Source organism: Rhizobium sp. AN6A (assembly GCF_900215635.1).
Lineage (GTDB): Bacteria > Pseudomonadota > Alphaproteobacteria > Rhizobiales > Rhizobiaceae > Agrobacterium > Agrobacterium tumefaciens.
Window position 1 is genome coordinate 16,038 of record NZ_OCNC01000003.1, and the last position, 19,037, is coordinate 35,074.

A 19,037-nucleotide genomic window follows, 5' to 3' on the forward strand; every position below is an offset into this window, starting at 1 on the left:
ATTTCTCTCCTCTTTTTGCAGCGTGTTGCCGTTTTAATTAAGGTGCACAACTCATGAACCGGAGCAAGTATGGCAACCATATTTTTGCGGCGGCCAACACGAGAAAGGCGGCAAAGGATTTTCGGGTTTTATCGTATCGGGTGGCGACACGACGAAATTGCTTCAGCCGGTTGAACAGCTGCTCGATACGATTTCGGTCCCTGTAGGCTTTGAAGTCACAGGCGGGCGGGTCTTTTCGGTTGGCCCTCGGAGGGATAACGGGCTTGATCCCGTGGATCAGCAACTCTTTGCGCAGAGCGTCGCTGTCATAGCCCTTATCTGCGAGAACCAGCCTCGGCTTGGCAACCGGCATGGCTAGCAGATCGGGAACGGCATTGTAATCTGAAGCTTCACCACCTGTCAGGATGAAGCCAAGAGGCGGCCCTGACCGTCTGCACGGGCGTGGATTTTCGTCGAAAAGCCGCCGCGTGATTGACCAAAAGCCTCCTTATAAGTCCCCCTTTTGCGCCCACAGCCTGAGAGTGGCCGCGAACCGTGGTGCTGTCGATCATATGCTGCCAGTCATCGGTCAGGCCCAATTCGACAAGCGTCTCCAGCAGTGCATCCCATACGCCTTGTTCTACCCAACGGCGGAAGCGCACGTAGACGGAATTCCACTTGCCATACCGCTCATGCATGTCGCGCCAAGGGCACCCGACCCGCAGAACATGCAACATTCCGTTGAGATACTGCCGATTATCGTGAGAAGGGCGAGACTTCCTCCCGCGCTCGGTGGGCAGCAGTCCTTCAACAATCCGCCATTCCAAATCCGTCAGGTCGCCGCGAGCCAAAATCGCCTCCTAAAAGGCAGTCTTGAATCATGCTTTAGCTGATTTGAGAATCCACTTTGTCAACACGACCTAGACATCTAACGACGAGTGGCGGTACCTGGCGAGCATCGTCCCTAAAGATCGAAATAGCGCCAGAACCTTTCCCAAAATTGGGCCATATCAAACTTTCGAGCGCGACTCGTTATCACGCGAACAACGATATCGGAAGCAAGCGGTTGACGATCGATCCGGCACCATGAAGGATGGCGCCATGACCATTCCCGATGATTTTTCCGGCCACATTCTGCTTCTCTCCGGACATCCCGGTTCCGGCAAGTCCACCATAGCCGAAGCGCTGGCCCACTTGCCCGGCGTGCCAAAAGTTCATTTCCATAGCGATGATCTGTGGGGATACATCAAGCATGGCCGCATCGATCCATGGCTACCCCGATCCCATCAGCAGAACCGCATGATCATGCAGATTGCCGCCGATGTTGCCGGTCGCTACGCAAGCCATGGATATTTCGTCATTCTCGATGGCGTCGTACGACCAGACTGGATACCGACCTTCATGGCGCTCAAATGCCCGCTACACTACATCGTGCTGCGCACGACAGTGAAAGAGGCGATCGAACGCTGTCAGGCACGCGGTGGCGACAGCCTCGGCGATCCGCTTGTCGTCGCCGATCTTCATGCCCGGTTTGCCGATCTCGGCACCTTCGAGCACCACGTCCTGTCAGTGTCAGGCATGGACAATGATGAGGCTTTGCAGTCGGTCATCAATGCGCTGCAATCGGCCCGTCTTCGTATGGATACGTCCGGATGAACGCAATCGATAACGACCATTGAGGTGAAGCACGCGTGGCCACACCGACCATTTATCTCCTTCGTCACGGCGAAACAGTCTGGAACTCTCTTGGCCGGTTTCAGGGGCAACAGGATTCACTGCTGACGCGACGTGGCATTGAACAGGCGGATCATGTCGCTCGCCTGCTCCGCGACACGCTATGCAACGATGACCAGCTCTTCCGGATGCAGATCAGTCCGCTCGGGCGCGTGCGGCAGACCGCAGAGCGGATCCAGGAAAAGGTGCCGTTGCCATCTGTCGACGACGAACGGCTCGTGGAGGTCACGACCGGCTCATGGGACGGAATGACGCGATTTGAGATCGACAACGAGTTTCCCGGTCACCTTGACGGGTCCGACGCGTTCGACTGGTATTTCAGGGCGCCCGATGGCGAACGTTTCGATAACGCCTGCAAGCGAGCGATGTCATGGATTGCCGATGTCCAGCACCCGACCATCGCCATTTCCCATGGCCTGTTCGGGCGGATCCTTCGGGGTGTGTTTCTCGGACTTTCAAAACAGGAGATGCTCGCACTTCCCGTCCCCCAGGACGGATTCTATCGACTGCATGACCACAGCTGCGATCTCATTACAGCTTGACCCGCACAATCATGATCCGGCTAGTCGGGGAGGATCCAGGCATCACATGCACCGTTGCAGGAGGACGCCATGAAAACACTCAACGACATCTATCTTTCCTATCTCGACTGCCTCAACCGTCAGGCCTTTAATGAACTCGGTACCTTCGTCGGTGACCATGTCGAACACAATGGCCGACCGTTCGGCCTGTCAGCCTATCGCGACATGCTGGTGCACGACTTTGCCGATATTCCAGATCTTCGGTTTGAGGCAGAGATCCTCGTCAGCGACGCGAACCGGATTGCGGCCCGGCTTTCGTTCGACCGTACGCCCAAAGCCACCTTTACGGACCTCCCGGTCAATGGCCGGCGCGTACAGTTCAGCGAACATGTTTTCTACGAATTCGAGCACACAAAAATCCGCAAGGTCCGGTCGATCATAGACAAGGCCGCAATTGAGCGCCAGCTTGGCCGATAGCCAGCAAAGGCTAAACCGTTCTAACCCGCGTTGAGCCGTTTCTTGAGCAGTGGACGATCGGTCTTGCGCAGCATTATTTGCGGCAGCTGACGCCGCAGCAAGCAAGATCTTCCAGCCCCTCATGTTTGCCTGTGTCCAGTCGTGATGGATGTGCCGCCTGGACGCATCACCAAGCGTCGCGGTCACGCCGAACAGCCCCTCCATGATTTTTGACGACAGATTTTCACCGTCGGTCAGCACCGACAGCCTTGGCCCGTACCGGCCCCTCATGCTGACCGAATTTGTGCGCCCCGGCCTGGCTCCCGCTCTTGCCTTCACCCTTTCAAATCCGCCCGCATGCATCACGATTTCCAACGTTCTCTTGCCTTTGAGGCAGGGTAGCGAGGATCAGTTCGCAGCACATGCTGGTGCAGTTCTGCAGATAGCCATCCGTCCCCGTCCCGCTAGACTGAATTCACCAAGGGCGCACTTACGAGTTGCACCCTTGTGACAGGCAAAACCGCCGCCCTGCGGGAGGGGTCCGCGCCGAAACCGGCGACCGAGCCTCGGCTCCAGCCCCCGATCCTTCTGCCGGCGCGTTTTATCGGGAGACGGCATGGCGATCTATCATTTCAGTGTAAAACCGATTGGCCGCAATGCCGGCAAAAGTGCGGTCGCCGCCATCGCCTATCGCACAGCCAGCAGGATCCTCAATGAACGTGAATGCATTACGCACGACTTCACCGCAAAGAAGGGCGTCGTTCATGCGGAAATCATCCTGCCCGATGGTGTCGATGCCCCCTGGGCACGCGATCGTGCCTCGCTCTGGAATACCGCAGAATTTGCTGAGCGCCGCTGCGATGCCCGTGTCGCCCGCGAGTTCGAGATCGCCCTTCCGCATGAACTGTCTGACGCCGGAAGGCTGGCGCTGACACAGGCCTTTGCGACCGATCTGGCCAATCGTTTCGACGCTGCCGTCGACTTCGCCATTCACGTGCCGCAGGGCAAGAGCGACGACCGCAACATCCACGCCCATGTCGTCATGACCACCCGGGTGATCACGCCCACCGGTCTTGGAGAAAAGACCCTGATCGAGCGCGATAACGGATGGCTGATCGACCGGGGCCTGCCGACCACGCAAATGCAGGTCAGACAGATCCGCGAGGCCTTTGCCGGTCTGGTCAACCGTCATCTCCTGCGTGCCGGTCTCGACCGCCGTGTCGATCACCGTTCGCATATGTCCCGCGGTCTTGCCATCGAGCCGACAGGCCACATGGGCGTGCACGCCTCGCAGATGAAGGAGCGTGGTGTCGATGTCTCCCGCAGCCGCATCGATGACGACGCGGCACACCGGAACGCGGAACTCATCCGCCGTCGCCCCGAACAGGTGCTTGCCCTCATCACGTCAGGTCAGAGCGTCTTTACCCGTCACGATATCGCCAGAACCTTGAGCCGCTACATCACCGATAGGACTGCCTTCCACAATGCCCTTGCCGCCGTCATGGCATCACCGCAGCTCGTTCTTCTGCAGCAGGAGCAGCAACGCGAACCGGCCCGCTATTCCACCCGGGAGATGATCGAACTCGAACAGCTGATGGCGACGAGTGCGATCAGGATGGCGGAGCGATCGGCCCATGCCGTGAGAACGGCGACGGTCACAAACGCTATGGCGGGGCAGGACAGGGAATTGTCAGGACAAGGCCTCAGTGACGAGCAAAAGAGCGCCGTGTTGCATGTCACCGGACCGGAACAGATATCAGCCGTCATTGGCTTTGCCGGTGCGGGCAAGTCGACCATGCTGGCGGCAGCACGGCGGGCATGGGAGGCGGACGGTTATCGTGTCCATGGTGCTGCCCTTGCCGGCAAGGCGGCAGAGGGATTGTCCGCATCGTCAGGCATTGCCGCGCGCACGCTGGCATCGTGGGAGCTTGGCTGGCACAACGGCAGATCTCTCCTCGGACACAGGGACATTTTTGTCATCGACGAGGCCGGCATGATCGGCAGCCGGCAACTTTCCCGTTTCGTCAGGCAAGTCGAGGCGCGTGGTGCCAAGCTGGTGCTGGTCGGTGATCACGAGCAGTTGCAGGCGATCGGTGCGGGATCTCCCTTCAGGGCCATTGCCGAGCGAACGGGAGCCATCGAACTCACAGAAATCCGTCGCCAGAAACACCACTGGCAACGACAGGCCTCGATCGCCCTTGCTACCCGCCGCACCTCTGAAGCACTGGCACAGTATGATCAGCAGAATGCCATCCGTTTTGCCGATGATCGACAACAGGCATGTGCAGATCTCGCGCGTGATTATCTCGCTGACCGGCGCGACAATCCACACCACTCCCGCATCGCCCTTGCCCATCGCCGTGCCGATGTCCGCGCCATCAATGACGCCATTCGGGAAGGTCTTCAGGCCGAAGGTGTTCTGGCAAAACCAGCCGGTGAGGAAGATCGAGAGATCGTCTACCAGACTGTCAACGGCAAGCGTGCCTTTGCCGCCGGCGACCGCATCGTGCTGCTGCAGAACGATCGCGATCTCGGGGTCAGGAACGGCATGTTGGGAACGGTGGAAGCCGTCGAACCGGACGCACTACAGATCCGGCTCGACGGATTATCGAGCGGACAGGAAACCGGCCGCAGGCTGACTATCCGGCCAAAAGATTACAATTCCCTTGATCATGGCTACGCTACCACCATTCACAAGGCGCAAGGGGCAACCGTCGACCGGACGTTCGTCATGGCCTCTGCCACCATGGACCGGCATCTGACCTACGTTGCCATGACCCGTCATCGTCTTCATGCAATGCTTTATGCCGGGCGTGACGAGTTCAGGGACATGAAAGCGCTCACCGCCACCCTTGGCCGTTCGGGGCTCAAGGAAACCACACTCGATTACACGGATGCCTTTTCCGAGCGCCGCGGGCTGAAGGAGCCATGGGGCGAAAATATCCCGCAGCAGCGTGCGATAAGGCAATCGCCCTTGCAGCAGACGGTCGAAGGGCAGCGACAGGGAATGGACACTGACGGGACGGTGCAGAACGAGTTGCGCCATCACCATCATCCAATCGAAAGTCCCCCACCTCTCATTCCCGCCATCATCCGCTATGACAAGACCGTCAACGAGATCGCCCGCGAGCAAGCGCAACCGGAACTGGAGCGCAGCATGGAAGAGGTGCACAGGGTCGCTACACGGGTCTATCACGATGCACTCGCTGCCTGTAATGCCATAAGGTACCATGTTCTCGATCCCGACACCGATCCTGCCATTCTGGCAAGAGCCATTAGGGAGTGCCCCGACCAGTTCGGCACCCTCCGCGGCAAGGCGGGCATCCTCGGTGACAACAGGGAAAGAAAAGAAGCACTGCATTACGCCCGATCGGTCGCATCGCTTGTCGAGACCGCCGCCGGAACATGGGTACGGCAGCTCGAGGGCGCACGCCGGTCCGAGACATGGCAGCGGGAGAAATGCGATACCGTTGAGGTTCCCGCTCTCACGAAGGCAAGTGAGGAGATCCTCACACGCCTCGATGCGCTGGCCCATGAGCAAAGGCCCGCGTTCATCCGCCAGATGTCAAACACAACAGAAGGCCGGCAGGCATTGCAGGAAATCAATGCAATAACGGAAGCCCTGACCAAGCGGTTCGGGACGGCAAACCTGCGCAATGAGGATCTGGAAAAGCTTCGGGTCAGGGCAGACGCCCATATCTCCGCTGAACGCATCAGGCAGGTGGCCGGACTGGTCGAGCGAGCGCACCGGGCGGAGCTCGTCGAAAAGCAGAAGCTGACCCTCGGATTGACCAGGCGGCCGGGGATGCGAATGTGAGAACCATCCTTCCGGAGCGCTTAAAGAAATAGAGGCCCTGAAGATGGGCCCTTTTCTCTCCTCGCCGCGGACAACAGGGGATCACAAACAGCAGGAAAACGCAGGCCCATGCGAATATTCCGCGGGGCGGGGAACCGTTCGTCCTTCCGCGCATTCAATGACCGGACGGACCTTTCCCCTCCGCCCCTCTTCCTTGCAACCCTGTAAGGTCGGCACCACTCGAATCCTCCCTGCCGGAGGGTTTCTTTTTTCCTGGAGCGGCCTGACTCAGGCAACCCGAAAGCCGTAAAGCGCCAGCCGGTCATTGCCTCACGGTTTGTTTCATGGCATCATAATCCGGCAGTACCCGCTGCATTGTTTTTCATTTGCCAAACCCAAGGAGGACCAAATGGAAGGTGCACCCGTACGTTTCAGAGCTATCGAGGACTGTGAGGCCTCAGGCATTCCCATCCCCGTCGGAGCATATTTCGGCAAGGAAAAAATCCACACAGCAGACGACCATCCCGCCGGACGGGCATTTCTTTACAGCCTCGAAATGACAGAAAAAGGCAAGAGCCTCGACGTCACACCGCTGGTCGAACTCGGAAAAATTACCGTCGTCCGGCAAAGCGCGCTCTAGCAACACGACTTGGACGTTGAGTTGGATTAGAAACCCTCCGGTCCGGAGGGTTTCTTTTTTGCGGTGACGAGGGGTAATACAGCAAATATCCCGACAAGGAAAAAATCTGCAACGGTAATAGCCGCGAAAGGCAGCAAAAGTATTTTCCTTTTCGTCCGCGCGTTCTCCAAAAGACAGCTATTCCCCCGCCAGCAAAACCTCCCTTTCCTCTCGCGACAGAGCCATACGCTGACGGGCCGCCTCGACAATTTCCTCACGGGCCCGGCCAGGCACACCGGCATCGAAGGGCGGTGCCGGTGCGTATTCGAGTGACAGCTGAATTATTTCTGCCTCGTCCCGTCCCATCAGCTCAGCAATGACGGCAAGCCCGAAATCGATCCCCGACGTAACACCGCCTGCCGTAATCAGCGTGCCATCGCGAACAACGCGCTCATCCACCGCGATCGCCCCGAACCGCTGCAGAAAATCCATTGCGTTCCAGTGGGTGGCTGCCCGTTTCCCGGCGAGCAGTCCCGCCTGACCTAGCACAAGTGAACCGGTGCAGACGGAGGTGACAAAGCGCGCCGTTGTCGCCTGGGACCGTACGAAATCCAGCGTCTCCGTGTCGGTCAACAAGGGATTTACGCCACCGCCGCCAGGCACACAGATCACATCGTAGGCTGGCGCTTCCTCAAAGGTCCTGTCGGGTGTCAACCACAGTCCGGTCGACGCACGTACTCGCTCGGTCGTCTTCCAGACGAGATCGACCTGCGTCTCGCGTGCAGAGGCGAATACTTCATAAGGACCTGTAAGATCGAGTTGCTGAACACCTGGGAAGCAAAGGATACCAAAGTGAAGGGTCATTGATTTCTCCTCTCTTGACGCAGCCAGCATCGCAGTAAATGTTGTGGCACGAATGCCAATATTCCCTCGTTTCAGGCCAATCGTGATGTTACGACAGATTGAAATCCTGGTTTTTCCTGATGCCCAAGTTCTCGATGCAACCGGTCCCGCCCAGGTGTTCGCATCCGCCAACAAATTCTCCCGGGCAACGGCCGCTGGAGCGCACTACGAAGTCACCCTGGTCGGCGAAGAGGCGCAAGTGAGGTGCAACTCCGGAATAACGTTACTCTGCCAGACCTTTCCAACGAGCAAATCTGCGCTTGACACCGCCATCGTCTCTGGCGGCAGCGGTGTAAACGCTGCCTGCAGCCGCCCGGCACTGATCGAATGGGTTCGCGATCGTGCAAGCCGTGTCCGGCGCATGGCCTCGGTTTGCAGCGGCGCATTCCTGCTGGCAGAGGCTGGCTTGCTGGATGGTCGCCGTGCCGTTACCCATTGGCGCCGGTGCGACGAGTTCACAAAACGATTTCCAAAGGTACGTCTTGAACGCGACCCGATCTTTCTGCGCGACGGTTCAGTGTGGACGTCGGCGGGCGTGACGGCAGGGATCGACCTCGCTCTGGCAATGGTGGAGGAAGATCACGGTCGAGCAGTCGCTCTCGCCGTCGCACGCGAGCTGGTGGTTTTCCTCAAGCGACCGGGAGGCCAGTCCCAATTCAGTGTGCCGCTCGGACTTCAGACGGTCGACGACAGGTTTATGGAACTGCACGCATGGATCGCCGCAAATCTTGCACGCCCTGTCACCCTCGAAATCCTTGCGGAACAGGTCGGCATGAGCCGCCGCTCCTTTGTCCGCCATTATCGGCAACGGACAGGTCGCACACCGGCTGAGGCAGTCGAGATGATACGCCTGGAGAGAGCACAGGGATTGCTGGAGACCGGCACCCCTGTCGAAACAACTGCCCGCAAGTGCGGCTTCGGATCACCGGAAACGATGCGGCGGCTGTTCCTGCGCAGGTTGGGAGTCGGGCCAAAAGAATGGCAGGAAAGGTTCCGCGGCTGATGCGGGTGTTCCCTGGGTTGCATTGGATCGGTACCGTCGCGTGCATGTACTGTTGGAGCGCGAGGGTTGGGGGACCAACATCAAGCGAACCTATCGCATTTACAGAGACTTGGGCCTGCAACTGCGTAACAAGACGCCGAAGCGACGGGTCAAAGCGAAGCTGCGGGAAGATCGGCAATGGCCGTTGGACCGAACGATGTCTGGGCCATGGACTTCGTTCACGACCAACTCGCGACCGCCAAGAAACTGCGGGTGCTAACGGTGGTCGACACCTTCTCGCGCTATGTGCCGGTGCTTGATCCACGTCACAGCTATCGAGGTGAAGATGTCGTGCAAACCTTGGAACGGGTATGCCGGAAAGTTGGCTATCCGAAGACGATCCGTGTCGATCAGGGAACTGAGTTCGTGTCTCGCAATCTTGACCTTTGGGCCCTACGCCAGAGGCGTCACCTTGGACTTCTCACGCCCGGGCAAGCCGACCGACAATGCGTTCATTGAAGCGTTCAATGGCCGCTTCCGCGCCGAATGTCTGAATCAGCACTGGTTCCTCACCCTTGCGGATGCCCGCGAAAAGATGGAGGATTGGCGTATAGACTATAATGAGTTTCGGCCGCATGGTGCGATCGGCAATAAGTTGCCGATCTCGCTGATGAAATCAGGAGGCTCAACCAGCCCGCCTCCCTGAATGAAGCCGGAAAACTCTAGCCTCCGCTGGTCAAGAAACTTGGGGCGGTTCGGAGACTTCTTCCGGCGCGCGCCCTGTGGTAAGAAAAGGCAACAGTTCGAGAGGGTGAAGCCTTACAGATGGAGCCTGCGGCACGGCAGTTGAACCGCCCTGATGGACTGAGGCAGGAACGCAAAGCGAAGCGCGATCGAGACGACCAGGAACGGTAAGATGAACGGAAAATGCCTGCTTCAAATGGTCCACGAGCAAAAAGCGGCGGACGAATTCGCGCATGATAGCGATACTATAATCCCAGCGATTTTTGTGGCTGCCCTTCTTTTCATCGTGGTATTCTTGGTGTGCGCAGCGCTCGATATCGCTTGGGTCCATCCACAGCAATGGTATCAAGTCATCGCCAGCTACTGGCCGTTCTAATGAGTGATGAAAGCCGGGTTAGCCCGACTTCTTCATTTGGAACGCACGAGGGCTCTCAATTGCAGACGAACGCCCCTCCTTCCTACAGCTTTAGCACGCAAGTCCCGAGGCCCTATCAAAGCCCGGGATTCACGATGGTCACGACGGCCTACGTCATCGACGCCAAAGGCCTTTCGGTGCGGCGAGGACACTCCATTAGCCTCATCCCGTGGACTTCCTTTCGGTTCCTGCACCTTCACGTGACGAGTGGGGTCGGCTCAACTGGTTTTCCGGTCTACAGCGCGCGTTTGCGGACACTCTTTACATCAATACAGCTATCCTCGCTGGATTGGCAGGGAGAGACACGCGTCGATCGATCCGCCGACTACGTTAGGTTCATGGAGGAACTGATACCCTTTGCAGTCACTCATAACGCACGTCTTCGCCTCAGATGCGGCGGTGACCCAATGCTGGAGGAGGCGATACCGATGGCGCTTGCCCTCGTCTCTTTACCGTTCTTGTTGATCGCGTTTTTGATCATCAAACCGCTCGGAGCTCTTCTTTCTGGCTTGAAACTTGCTGGCTTGAAAAAATTGGGTACTAGACCCTTAGTTGCGGCAATTATCGCGGGGATTGGTGTGGCACTTAACATGCTTCCATGGTCCACCGGTAAGCAGTTCAAGGCCGACGATCTGCCGACCGCCGAACTTCCACCGAAATATCGGCTAGGTGGCGTCTGAAGCCAGGTCTTGTAGAGAGAGACGCGTGCGCTTTTTAATCACTTTATCAATTGCCTTTGCATCGACCGACGGGTCCGCCGTTGCTTGCCCTCTCGATGACGTCGTGAAACTTTGCGTGGCGAGTGGCGCAAGCGCAAGTGAGCTAGAGAACGGCGTTAAGAAGGGTGATTGGACTGTCGAAGTTCTTTCTCCTCCGTCGGAATCTCTCCCGACAACCGGTAGTGCCGTCTACACCATGCCGAACGGGCGAGAGTTCTTCATAGGGTATCGAGATTTCAAAGATTTTTCCTATTCGCACTGCGAACTCAACTTCGTTATGGCCCTCGCAAAGCTTGGTGAAGAAGCAATGATTTGTACCACGGACGAGTTTAGCGCCTTCGAGACAGCTCTATCTCAAGGCTCCGAGAATACAGTTACAAAAGAAATCAGGACCAGCGGAACTGCCTTCCTAGTAGAACGGCCGAATAATACTTGGATGGCGGTGATACTCGCTACAACCATGGGGCCGCAGAAGCCATTCAACGTGTGGGTCGAAACTTCCTCGGTCAAAAGGTGACGCGTTGATGTCTGGAGGCCACGAAAGAGTGCCCGATGGCTCGATGCGGTTGGACATTGCTCCTGACTAACTTGGGTATCAAACCGACGACAGCTAACTTAGGTGATCCCAAAGATGTAGTTATTCAAAGCACTGAAGTTAACGTCGGCCAAGGGGTAACTTGTCAGCAACCACTTCCCGATCCCCAATTGTGGTCTCAATCACGGATTCCACTGATCACGGCCTTCCAGGCAGTTCTGTTCTTGCTGCCATGTAGTTGTGAATCGAGAACAGGAAATGCAGGGCAATTGCGAAGCGTATGCCGCTGATTGCGTTCTCAGCGGCGTCCCTCCACCCGAGGATCGTCTTCAGCCCATTTCGCACCAATTCTCCTTGCGACCCTCCAACAGAAACGGTGCTTGAGTTTTCAGTCAGAAACAGCAGAGAGGAACCCTCTAGCATTGCGTACAAAAACAGTATGTCAGCCAGCAATACGGTCTGGAAACTCAACGAAAATCTGTTCTTGCCTGTAAAAAAGCTGACGGCGGACGACGCCAGAAACAGAAGAATGCAGTAAATCAAAAGTGCCGCAACGCTGTAGTAGGCGACGTTGAAAACCTTCCCCCCGACATTTCCGCGGATGCTCTCTGGACTGGAGTTGATAAACGCTACCAAGGAAATCAACAGAACTAAAATCACGTACCTGGTCGCAAAAAACATCATAAGAACCCCGTATTTTCGAACCGGTTTGTCTGGCCACAGGACGAGAATGGCTTTCGGTCACGCCACAGCGATCCGGGTAAAACCGGGTTAATGCCCTCAGACTTGGCAATCACGATCACTCGACAGGCTGCGCTCTAAATATCTCACAAATTGGCTTCGCTCTTTGCCGCCATCCGTAACAGAAGAGGCCTCCCGGAGTTCCCTCGGTTGCGCTCCCATCTTTGCCATTGCAATCGCAAGAATTTCGCCGGTTCTGCCAGACAGAGAAAGGCGATGGCTTGAGAGCCACTTGCGCAGTTGCGGGAGCGCGGATGATGCGGAGCCACCCGCTAGGCAGAGCCCTTGTAGACCAGCAAGGTAGGCCTGAAAATTGTCGCTCTGAGAAATAGCATCTCCTTCTGTTAAGCCGGCTTCAATCAGGTTCAACATTGCGGGAACGGTTGCCTCCCCGTAGACGTGAAGTCTCGTCAACGCTCCCCTCATCCAGCGCCGTGCTTCCGGTTGCTCGGAAAGCCGCACCATCTCGACAATATACGGCTCGCGGTATTTATCAGGCAAAGCCGCAATGCCACTGCTCAGGTTCTCTAGTGACTGCTCTAAAGTGACCCCAATCGAGTCCGGCCAGGTTTTACCGGCAAGAGCACGTTTGATCATCTCGCTTGCAAGCACCGGCAACGCCGCCCGTTCGTTCTCACGCGCGTCGTACACCAGTGGACCGAGACGCGGAGCTGGTGGCAATATCGGATCTGCCAGAATTTTAAGCTGGAGATCAAATGCCGGCTTGGAGAGTTCGTCGACCAGCGGCAGACTGTTGTGATAATCCGTGTAAGCTCGCCACTCCCCAGCCGATGGTGCGCGCCGGGCCGCTATCGCAGCTTCGATATTGGCAGCAATCTCTTCTTCGATACCGCTGGCGTCGACTGTCAAATCGAGCCCAAGCGTACCAGTCAGAAATCTACTCCAGGCTTCTTCGCGGTTCACAGGCCGTTCACCCCCGCTCAACTGCCGATCGATTTGCCACCAACCAATTTCCTTATCCCAGCCGCCCCCTTGTAGGACAGGCAGCAACAAATATCCGAGCGTACGGTATTGTACCTCAGTTTGCCGATAGATTTCACGAAACGATGCCGACATCGCGTCTCTGGCATGGGCACTTAACCTGTATACCGAAAGCGCATCGTCGTAGCCGAGCTGTTCACCTTCGAATGAGTAACCGCGGCTCTTGACCTGTTGTCGTGTGACCACGAGGTCCGCTTCGGAAAGCGTGGCGTGTTCGCTGATGAGACATAGCCCCTGGCTTGCTTTCAGACTAACGACATCGTTGACTCGGATCGGCGGTGTATGTGGCGCCGGGCGAGGCTGGACTAGCGCGTTTGGACTAAATTTTTCCTGGGCAACCGGGCAGACTGGCCTTCTCTCAAACCGAAACGCATTTGCGCTCTGCTGTGGTTCTAGCTCCATTTGCCCGGGGATCGTCCGTGCTACAATCACCTTTTCCACTGAGCCAGCCAGCAATGCACGAATGCAGAACTCATCGCATCTGTCGCTCTCTGCCCTGGCGAAGTGCGATTGTCCTTGAATTGAGAGGAAGGCTGACGCGGTTGAGATCGTCCGAAATCCACTCTCGTGCTTCCACGTAAAGCGGTAGTGTCAGGATACCTCATTCGCTATTGCCGGCAGTTGATGTTGTAAAGCAAAGTCGGCTGGCATGATTAACGCGAGAGGATGGTGACCGTATGTAGGCACGCAACTGATGGATGTCCTGGAGGATGGGCCAAAGCTGGACACCATAGCCCGCCATCAGACCCATCGCGCGTTCGACTGGTGCCAAATGCGAACTGATCAAGCAGATAGAGAACCGGTGTCGCCGGCTTTGTCGGAGAACTCACCACCACTATGGCGATCCTTAAAGAACGCGGTGAACTTGAAAAACTGGATGAAATCCGGTTTTTGGCGCGAATTCTGGGGACAGGGTTTTGCAGCCGAGGCGGCGATCGCCTGCCGCGACTATGCTTTTCAAAATCTTGGTCTGCGCAGAGTGGTCAGTATCACCAGCTCGGACAACATACCCTCGCAAAAGGTTGCGCAACGCGTGCACGACAGGAAAGAAATCTATCAGAAACGGCTCCGCGGTACGCTCGTGGATCGCTATCTCTATATCAGCGAAAAATGATATCCCTAACAACCGGCGTTATCCATCGCGGACGTCACTCAGGCTCTATGATCTGCCCGCGCGCTTAATCAGCTCCCTCAGCATGGCGCAGGAATAGGGCCAGCGGTCATCCTCGCGCTTGAATTCCGGGTCGGACATCGCCGCGATCTCATGGAGGTAATTAGGTTGCAGCCACGGAAGGAAACATCCTGCGACGCCCTACCGACGCGCAAAGTCCTCCTCGGCAATCACAGTGGTGCCGTAGACCTAGCCGGCCTTCTTGGCGTCTGAAGACGTTCCGATGGAATTCGATTTAAATTTTGAATAAAGGAATGCTGAGAGCGCTATCATAGTCACTGATGGAACTGCTGCGCCGGCGCGTTTATCCAATCGTAGCGCGAATGGCTGGCCAACCTCGCTCTGGCGGCGGAATAAGTGGTAGCTAGCTTAAAGGGTCTTAAGCCGACCAAATACGCAAGGAACATTCATATGAAAGTTGAAAAAATCACTTTCGATCCAAGCTGTCGGATCCCCAACAACCAGACCTTCCCTGTCATCATCTATCGACAAGTCGGCTCGCCATTCGATTCCGCTGCTTTCGAGGCACTGTTCGCACGAAACGGATGGCGCGGCATCTGGCGCAATGGTGTGTTTGCCTATCACCATTACCACAGCGGCGCGCATGAAGTTCTGGGCGTGGGGGGCGGTGAAGCGACGTTGCAGATTGGCGGACCGGATGGGCAAACCTTGCACGTTACGCAAGGTGACTGTCTGGTGTTGCCAGCCGGTACGGGCCACATGAAGCTGAAATCCTCTGCGCATTTTCAGGTTGTCGGCGCTTATCCACCCGGCCAGGAGGCCGATATTCAGACGTCTGCACCAACCAGTGCGATGCTTGCACAGATAAAGTCTTTACCAAAGCCGACAACCGATCCAGTGCACGGAGCATCAGGTGGCCTGATCGATCTCTGGTGAGAATGAGCCGGGTTTACGAAACCTGCCAGCTTCCTTCACTAATAAGAAGTATTGAGACTGCTCCGAGATTCAAGCCTTGGAAAGCTCCTGCTTCACCGCTCCCCCCGCAACGCGCGCAATACTCAGGAGTCGCTCCACGTCGCGGCCAATCCGCGCCATGGCGGAGAGACCGACCATGCTCGAACTCACGAAATCCGCCAGACGCTCAGCCTCTTCCGGATGGCGCGCGGCAATATAGGAGCGGATCACGCCCTCCGCCGCCGCGTGAAAAACGCTGGCTGCGGCACGCGCCTCTTCATCATCGCAGCGCGTGCCTTCCAGAACGAGGCAACCAGGGGCTGCGGAATGAGCTGCATAGCGTCTTGCCGCATCTTCGAGCAACGATGCAAGGCACTCGCCAACCGGACGATCCGGCCGCAGAATATCGGCAAGAGGAATTGCTTCCGTTCCGGCATAGAGATCCAGAACCTTCTTGTAGAGGCCCATCTTGCTGCCGAAAGCGGCATAAAAGCTTGGCGGGTTGATGCCTAACACCGAGGTAATCTCCGCGACGCCCACAGCATCAAAGCCACGCGCGTGGAAAAGCTGCTTGGCTGTGGCCACAGCCTGATCAGGATCAAAACGGCGCGGACGGCCGCGGGAGCGAATGTATTTTGTATCAGTCATTACATAATATCTTGACGAGTGCGCTGTTCCCTATTTATGTATCGATCATTAAATTAATTTTCAAGGTCATGGAGAGTGCTAATGTTTGAAGGAAAATCCGTTCTGGTTCTTGGCGGCAGCCGAGGCATAGGCGCAGCCATCGTGCGGCGGTTTGCGAACGAAGGAGCAAAGGTAACGTTCACCTATGGTGCATCTCAAGGTGCGGCGGAAGAGCTGGCGAAGGCGACGGGCAGCACTGCCATACGGGCGGATAGCGCTGACCGCGACGAAGTCATCCGCGTCGTGCGTGACAGTGGTCCTCTGGACATATTGATCGTGAATTCGGGGATTGCTATTTTTGGCGATGCTCTCGATCAGGACCCTGATGCCATCGACCGCCTGTTTCAGATCAACATCCAGACGCCCTATCACGCCTCTGTGGAGGCGGCGCGGCGAATGCCTGACGGTGGCAGGATCATCGTTATCGGCTCGGTCAATGGAGACCGGATGCCGGTGCCGGGCATGGCCTCTTACGCCGTTTCCAAATCGGCCTTGCAGGGGCTGGCGCGCGGTTTGGCACGCGACTTCGGGCCACGCGGCATAACCATCAACGTTGTTCAGCCCGGCCCTATCGATACCGACGCGAACCCGCAAAACGGGCCGATGAAAGACCTGATGCACAGCTTCATGGCACTCAAGCGCCATGGACGGCCGGAGGAAGTGGCCGGCATGGTGGCCTGGCTTTCCGGGCCTGAAGCCGGTTTTGTGACGGGCGCGATGCACACGATCGATGGCGCATTTGGCGCCTGATAGATTGCCTGATTGTTTGCGGCTGGTTTCGGGACATCACGATGCTATTGCCCGAAACCGGCGAATAGAATGCGGCGAAGGAAATTTCGCCGCGATCTTATCGGTTTTGCCTTTGGGCGATCTATCGCGGCATTCGGGCGAAGCCCTTTGCCAGGATCGGGCCGGTTGGCCTTCCTGTTGGTGATCCGCCTTCCTGTTCAAGCGTGATCTCGTAGAGCTGGTCGCTTCTGGGGGTCGGCAAGGCCGGTCCATCGAGACGCGCTGAACGGACGCCATCGATCAAGCCGAGCGAAACCGGGCCAACCTCCCTGGAGGGCAATGTCCATACCTGGATCGTCTTGTCTCCAGGCACTGCAAAATCGGCTAGCATCCGTACGATTGCTCTTTCGTTGCCAAAATCCTCAACAACGGCCTGAACCTCACCTGTCTCGTTGACTAGGACTGCGATCACCAGTGGCTCCGTTGGCCGTGTCAGGCTAAGCGTAAGGCCGGCGGCGAGCACGACGGTTGCGGCAATGGCGGACACGGCAATGGCGCGCCAGCGGTTTGTGCTGTTGTCGTTTGCCGTGTGGGTGGGCTTGAGGGATGCGGATGTCGACTGGAGCGGCAGGCGGGATTCGATGTTGTTCCACAATTCTCCCTTGATGGCTGCCGGCTCGACGGTGGTATCGAGCGGCAGAAAACGCTCACGGCTGGCCGCGATTGCCGCCCGCAGTTCGCCATCCGATTCCATTGCTGCTTCAACAGCCGTGGCTTCGGAGGTCTCCAGCAAGCCCAATACATAGTCATCGGCGATGGCGGGAATATCTTTGCGCTCCATCATCATGCCATGCACTCCCGAAGCGCCGAAAGGCCGCGCCTGATCCAGGATTTCGTCGTTCCGAGCGGAATGCGCAACCGGCCAGCGATTTCGCCGTGGGAATATCCGGCCACGTAGGCCATCAGGATGCCCTGTCTCTTTGTCTCCTCAAGACCGCCGAGACATTCATAAAGGCGTGAATTCCGATCGAGCTTCTGCCATGCGGCCAACACTTCATCTGCCTGCGCGCCATCGCGCAGCGTTTCAACATCCTCCACGGGGAGTTCACGCCTGCTGTCGCGCAGAAGATTAAGCGCGCGGTTTCTGACGATCGCGTAAATCCAACCGCGCGCCGACCCCTGGTCTGCCCGGTATTGGTGCGCATGGGTCCAGATGCGCGCGAAGCTCTCCTGCACCACCTCTTCCGCCAGTTCCCTGCGCTTGACGATGCGCTCTGCCACTGCAATCAGCCGGCCTGCCTCGCGATCGAAAATCGCACGCAATGCGTTTTTGTCCCCTTTTGCGCAGGCAGTGAGCGCCCTGTCTAGATCGTCCGGCACGGAGCCCATCTGCATTTGAAACCTTTCAACGTCTGATCGCCAGCACGGCCGGCTTGGGCATAATACCCATCGTGGCGGCATATGGATGCATCTTGCAAATATTTTTTCGCTGCCTGCATCCAAATGTACCCTGCCCGGTGTCTTGAATTGTGGAAGCGTCGAAAACCAAACGCTGGACGCCTTCCGAACGGTTCAACGCACGGGAGAAACACCATGAATATCATCCGCTCCACTCTGATCGCCTCCGCCGCTTTCGCAGCATCGGCAAGCATCTCGGTTTCAGCACCGGTCCTCGGGCTGACCGGCGACAAGACGCTCGTCATGTTCGACACTGACAAGCCAGCCGTCACAAAGACAATGGATGTCACCGGCGTCGACAAGCTCGTTGGTATCGATTTTCGCCCCGGGAACAAGACTGTCATCGGTGTGACGCCGGACCACCGCATCGTCTCCATCAACCTTGAGACAGGTGCTGCAACCGATGTGGCCAAGATGGACAAGATGCTGACCATGACCGAAGCGCCTGTTGTGGTCGATTTCAACCCGGCAGCGGATCGTCTGCGTTTCATGACCGGCACGACCAATCACCGCGTGCATCCAGATACCGGCGCTGTGACGGTTGATGGAACATTGGCTTTTGAAGATGGCGACATGCACAAGGGAGAAACGCCAAACATCGTTGCCGCCGCCTATACCAACTCGATCGGCAAGCCGGAAAAGACGGCGATGTACAATATCGACGCGACGATCGGCGCCCTGGTTCAGCAGACGAAGCCGAATGACGGCACACTGAAGGCAATCGGCAAGCTCGGCCTCAAGGACATGCCAGCAACCTACGCATTCGATATCCACGGCGAGGAAGGCGGCAAGAACACCGCATACCTGGCCGCCGGCAACACGCTCTACACCGTCAACCTCGAAACCGGCGCAGCAAGCGAAATCGGCGGGATCACAGGCGCAGACAACGACTTGCGCGATATGACTATTCTTCCCGCGATGTGATTGGGGG

Annotated in this window: 21 protein-coding genes and 2 pseudogenes; 13 read left to right on the plus strand and 10 right to left on the minus strand. The window is 57.3% G+C overall.

The window, feature by feature from the left end; genetic code table 11:
* Positions 1 to 37 precede the first annotated feature (37 nt).
* Both CRO62_RS27585 and CRO62_RS27590 read right to left on the minus strand, forming a co-directional pair.
* Positions 38 to 472, minus strand: a complete 435-nt coding sequence (locus CRO62_RS27585) for an IS5 family transposase (protein WP_323455493.1) — start codon at positions 470 to 472, stop codon at positions 38 to 40.
* Positions 390 to 830 (minus strand): IS5 family transposase, encoded by a 441-nt coding sequence (locus CRO62_RS27590; protein ID WP_323455470.1) that lies wholly within the window; start codon positions 828 to 830, stop codon positions 390 to 392. The genes CRO62_RS27585 and CRO62_RS27590 overlap by 83 nt, the downstream gene beginning before the upstream one ends.
* A gap of 250 nt (positions 831 to 1,080) precedes the next feature.
* Between CRO62_RS27590 and CRO62_RS04020 the strand changes: the two genes are divergently transcribed.
* From CRO62_RS04020 to CRO62_RS04040, 5 genes are all read left to right on the plus strand, one after another.
* Positions 1,081 to 1,635 (plus strand): AAA family ATPase, encoded by a 555-nt coding sequence (locus CRO62_RS04020; RefSeq protein ID WP_097100373.1) that lies wholly within the window; start codon positions 1,081 to 1,083, stop codon positions 1,633 to 1,635.
* Positions 1,636 to 1,670: 35 nt separating this feature from the next.
* Positions 1,671 to 2,255, plus strand: coding sequence for a histidine phosphatase family protein (locus CRO62_RS04025; protein WP_179784451.1), 585 nt, complete (start codon positions 1,671 to 1,673; stop codon positions 2,253 to 2,255).
* 69 nt (positions 2,256 to 2,324) lie between these two features.
* A complete protein-coding gene (locus tag CRO62_RS04030; protein ID WP_097099304.1) occupies positions 2,325 to 2,711 on the plus strand; it encodes an ester cyclase in 387 nt (128 codons plus the stop codon).
* 595 nt (positions 2,712 to 3,306) lie between these two features.
* Positions 3,307 to 6,507, plus strand: a complete 3,201-nt coding sequence (gene traA, locus CRO62_RS04035; RefSeq protein WP_097099305.1) for a Ti-type conjugative transfer relaxase TraA — start codon at positions 3,307 to 3,309, stop codon at positions 6,505 to 6,507.
* A gap of 388 nt (positions 6,508 to 6,895) precedes the next feature.
* Positions 6,896 to 7,126 carry a hypothetical protein gene (locus CRO62_RS04040; protein WP_097099306.1) on the plus strand — a complete coding sequence of 77 codons (231 nt, stop codon included), beginning with the start codon at positions 6,896 to 6,898 and terminating at the stop codon, positions 7,124 to 7,126.
* Positions 7,127 to 7,303: 177 nt separating this feature from the next.
* Here the strand turns inward: CRO62_RS04040 and CRO62_RS04045 are convergent, their stop codons facing one another.
* A complete protein-coding gene (locus CRO62_RS04045) occupies positions 7,304 to 7,969 on the minus strand; it encodes a DJ-1/PfpI family protein (RefSeq protein ID WP_097099307.1) in 666 nt (221 codons plus the stop codon).
* Between the two features lie 85 nt (positions 7,970 to 8,054).
* Here CRO62_RS04045 and CRO62_RS04050 point away from each other — a divergent pair, with 85 nt between their 5' ends.
* Both CRO62_RS04050 and CRO62_RS04055 read left to right on the plus strand, forming a co-directional pair.
* Positions 8,055 to 9,011 carry a GlxA family transcriptional regulator gene (locus CRO62_RS04050; RefSeq protein ID WP_323455471.1) on the plus strand — a complete coding sequence of 319 codons (957 nt, stop codon included), beginning with the start codon at positions 8,055 to 8,057 and terminating at the stop codon, positions 9,009 to 9,011.
* 31 nt (positions 9,012 to 9,042) lie between these two features.
* Positions 9,043 to 9,696: pseudogene (locus tag CRO62_RS04055) on the plus strand (IS3 family transposase); the annotation flags it as partial.
* Between the two features lie 30 nt (positions 9,697 to 9,726).
* Here CRO62_RS04055 and CRO62_RS27360 read toward each other — a convergent pair.
* Positions 9,727 to 10,083 carry a hypothetical protein gene (locus CRO62_RS27360; RefSeq protein WP_210201851.1) on the minus strand — a complete coding sequence of 119 codons (357 nt, stop codon included), beginning with the start codon at positions 10,081 to 10,083 and terminating at the stop codon, positions 9,727 to 9,729.
* Positions 10,084 to 10,577: 494 nt separating this feature from the next.
* Between CRO62_RS27360 and CRO62_RS27595 the strand changes: the two genes are divergently transcribed.
* Together CRO62_RS27595 and CRO62_RS04070 are read left to right on the plus strand one after the other, a co-directional pair.
* A complete protein-coding gene (locus CRO62_RS27595) occupies positions 10,578 to 10,829 on the plus strand; it encodes a hypothetical protein (protein WP_323455472.1) in 252 nt (83 codons plus the stop codon).
* 25 nt (positions 10,830 to 10,854) lie between these two features.
* Complete coding sequence (locus CRO62_RS04070) at positions 10,855 to 11,385, plus strand: hypothetical protein (RefSeq protein WP_097099310.1); 531 nt, start codon at positions 10,855 to 10,857, stop codon at positions 11,383 to 11,385.
* A 216-nt stretch (positions 11,386 to 11,601) separates the two neighbouring features.
* On the opposite strand, the gene CRO62_RS04075 is transcribed toward CRO62_RS04070, so the two are convergent.
* The 3 genes and pseudogenes from CRO62_RS04075 to CRO62_RS27600 all read right to left on the minus strand — a co-directional run.
* Positions 11,602 to 12,087: a hypothetical protein gene (locus CRO62_RS04075; RefSeq protein WP_097099311.1), complete on the minus strand. Its 486-nt coding sequence runs from the start codon at positions 12,085 to 12,087 to the stop codon at positions 11,602 to 11,604.
* Positions 12,088 to 12,183: 96 nt separating this feature from the next.
* On the minus strand, positions 12,184 to 13,587 hold the full coding sequence (locus CRO62_RS04080; RefSeq protein WP_143539381.1) for a hypothetical protein: 1,404 nt from the start codon (positions 13,585 to 13,587) through the stop codon (positions 12,184 to 12,186).
* A gap of 228 nt (positions 13,588 to 13,815) precedes the next feature.
* Positions 13,816 to 13,964, minus strand: a pseudogene (locus tag CRO62_RS27600) (TraM recognition domain-containing protein); the annotation flags it as partial.
* Between the two features lie 59 nt (positions 13,965 to 14,023).
* Between CRO62_RS27600 and CRO62_RS04085 the strand changes: the two are divergent.
* The gene (locus CRO62_RS04085; protein ID WP_323455473.1) at positions 14,024 to 14,260 is read left to right on the plus strand and encodes a GNAT family N-acetyltransferase; all 237 of its coding nucleotides are present in this window, start codon (positions 14,024 to 14,026) and stop codon (positions 14,258 to 14,260) included.
* Between the two features lie 468 nt (positions 14,261 to 14,728).
* On the plus strand, positions 14,729 to 15,214 hold the full coding sequence (locus CRO62_RS04090) for a cupin (protein WP_097099313.1): 486 nt from the start codon (positions 14,729 to 14,731) through the stop codon (positions 15,212 to 15,214).
* Between the two features lie 69 nt (positions 15,215 to 15,283).
* Here CRO62_RS04090 and CRO62_RS04095 read toward each other — a convergent pair whose 3' ends face one another.
* Positions 15,284 to 15,880: a TetR/AcrR family transcriptional regulator gene (locus CRO62_RS04095; protein ID WP_097099314.1), complete on the minus strand. Its 597-nt coding sequence runs from the start codon at positions 15,878 to 15,880 to the stop codon at positions 15,284 to 15,286.
* Between the two features lie 81 nt (positions 15,881 to 15,961).
* Here CRO62_RS04095 and bdcA point away from each other — a divergent pair, with 81 nt between their 5' ends.
* On the plus strand, positions 15,962 to 16,669 hold the full coding sequence (gene bdcA / locus CRO62_RS04100; RefSeq protein ID WP_179784453.1) for an SDR family oxidoreductase: 708 nt from the start codon (positions 15,962 to 15,964) through the stop codon (positions 16,667 to 16,669).
* A gap of 121 nt (positions 16,670 to 16,790) precedes the next feature.
* On the opposite strand, the gene CRO62_RS04105 is transcribed toward bdcA, so the two are convergent.
* Positions 16,791 to 17,495, minus strand: a complete 705-nt coding sequence (locus tag CRO62_RS04105) for an anti-sigma factor domain-containing protein (RefSeq protein WP_097099316.1) — start codon at positions 17,493 to 17,495, stop codon at positions 16,791 to 16,793.
* Positions 17,492 to 18,037: a sigma-70 family RNA polymerase sigma factor gene (locus CRO62_RS04110; RefSeq protein ID WP_097100375.1), complete on the minus strand. Its 546-nt coding sequence runs from the start codon at positions 18,035 to 18,037 to the stop codon at positions 17,492 to 17,494. Before CRO62_RS04110 ends, CRO62_RS04105 begins: the two co-directional genes overlap by 4 nt.
* A 204-nt stretch (positions 18,038 to 18,241) precedes the next feature.
* On the opposite strand from CRO62_RS04110, the gene CRO62_RS04115 reads away from it, so the two are divergent.
* Entirely contained in the window at positions 18,242 to 19,030 is a 789-nt protein-coding gene (locus CRO62_RS04115; protein WP_097099317.1) for a DUF4394 domain-containing protein, read from the plus strand.
* Positions 19,031 to 19,037 lie beyond the last annotated feature (7 nt).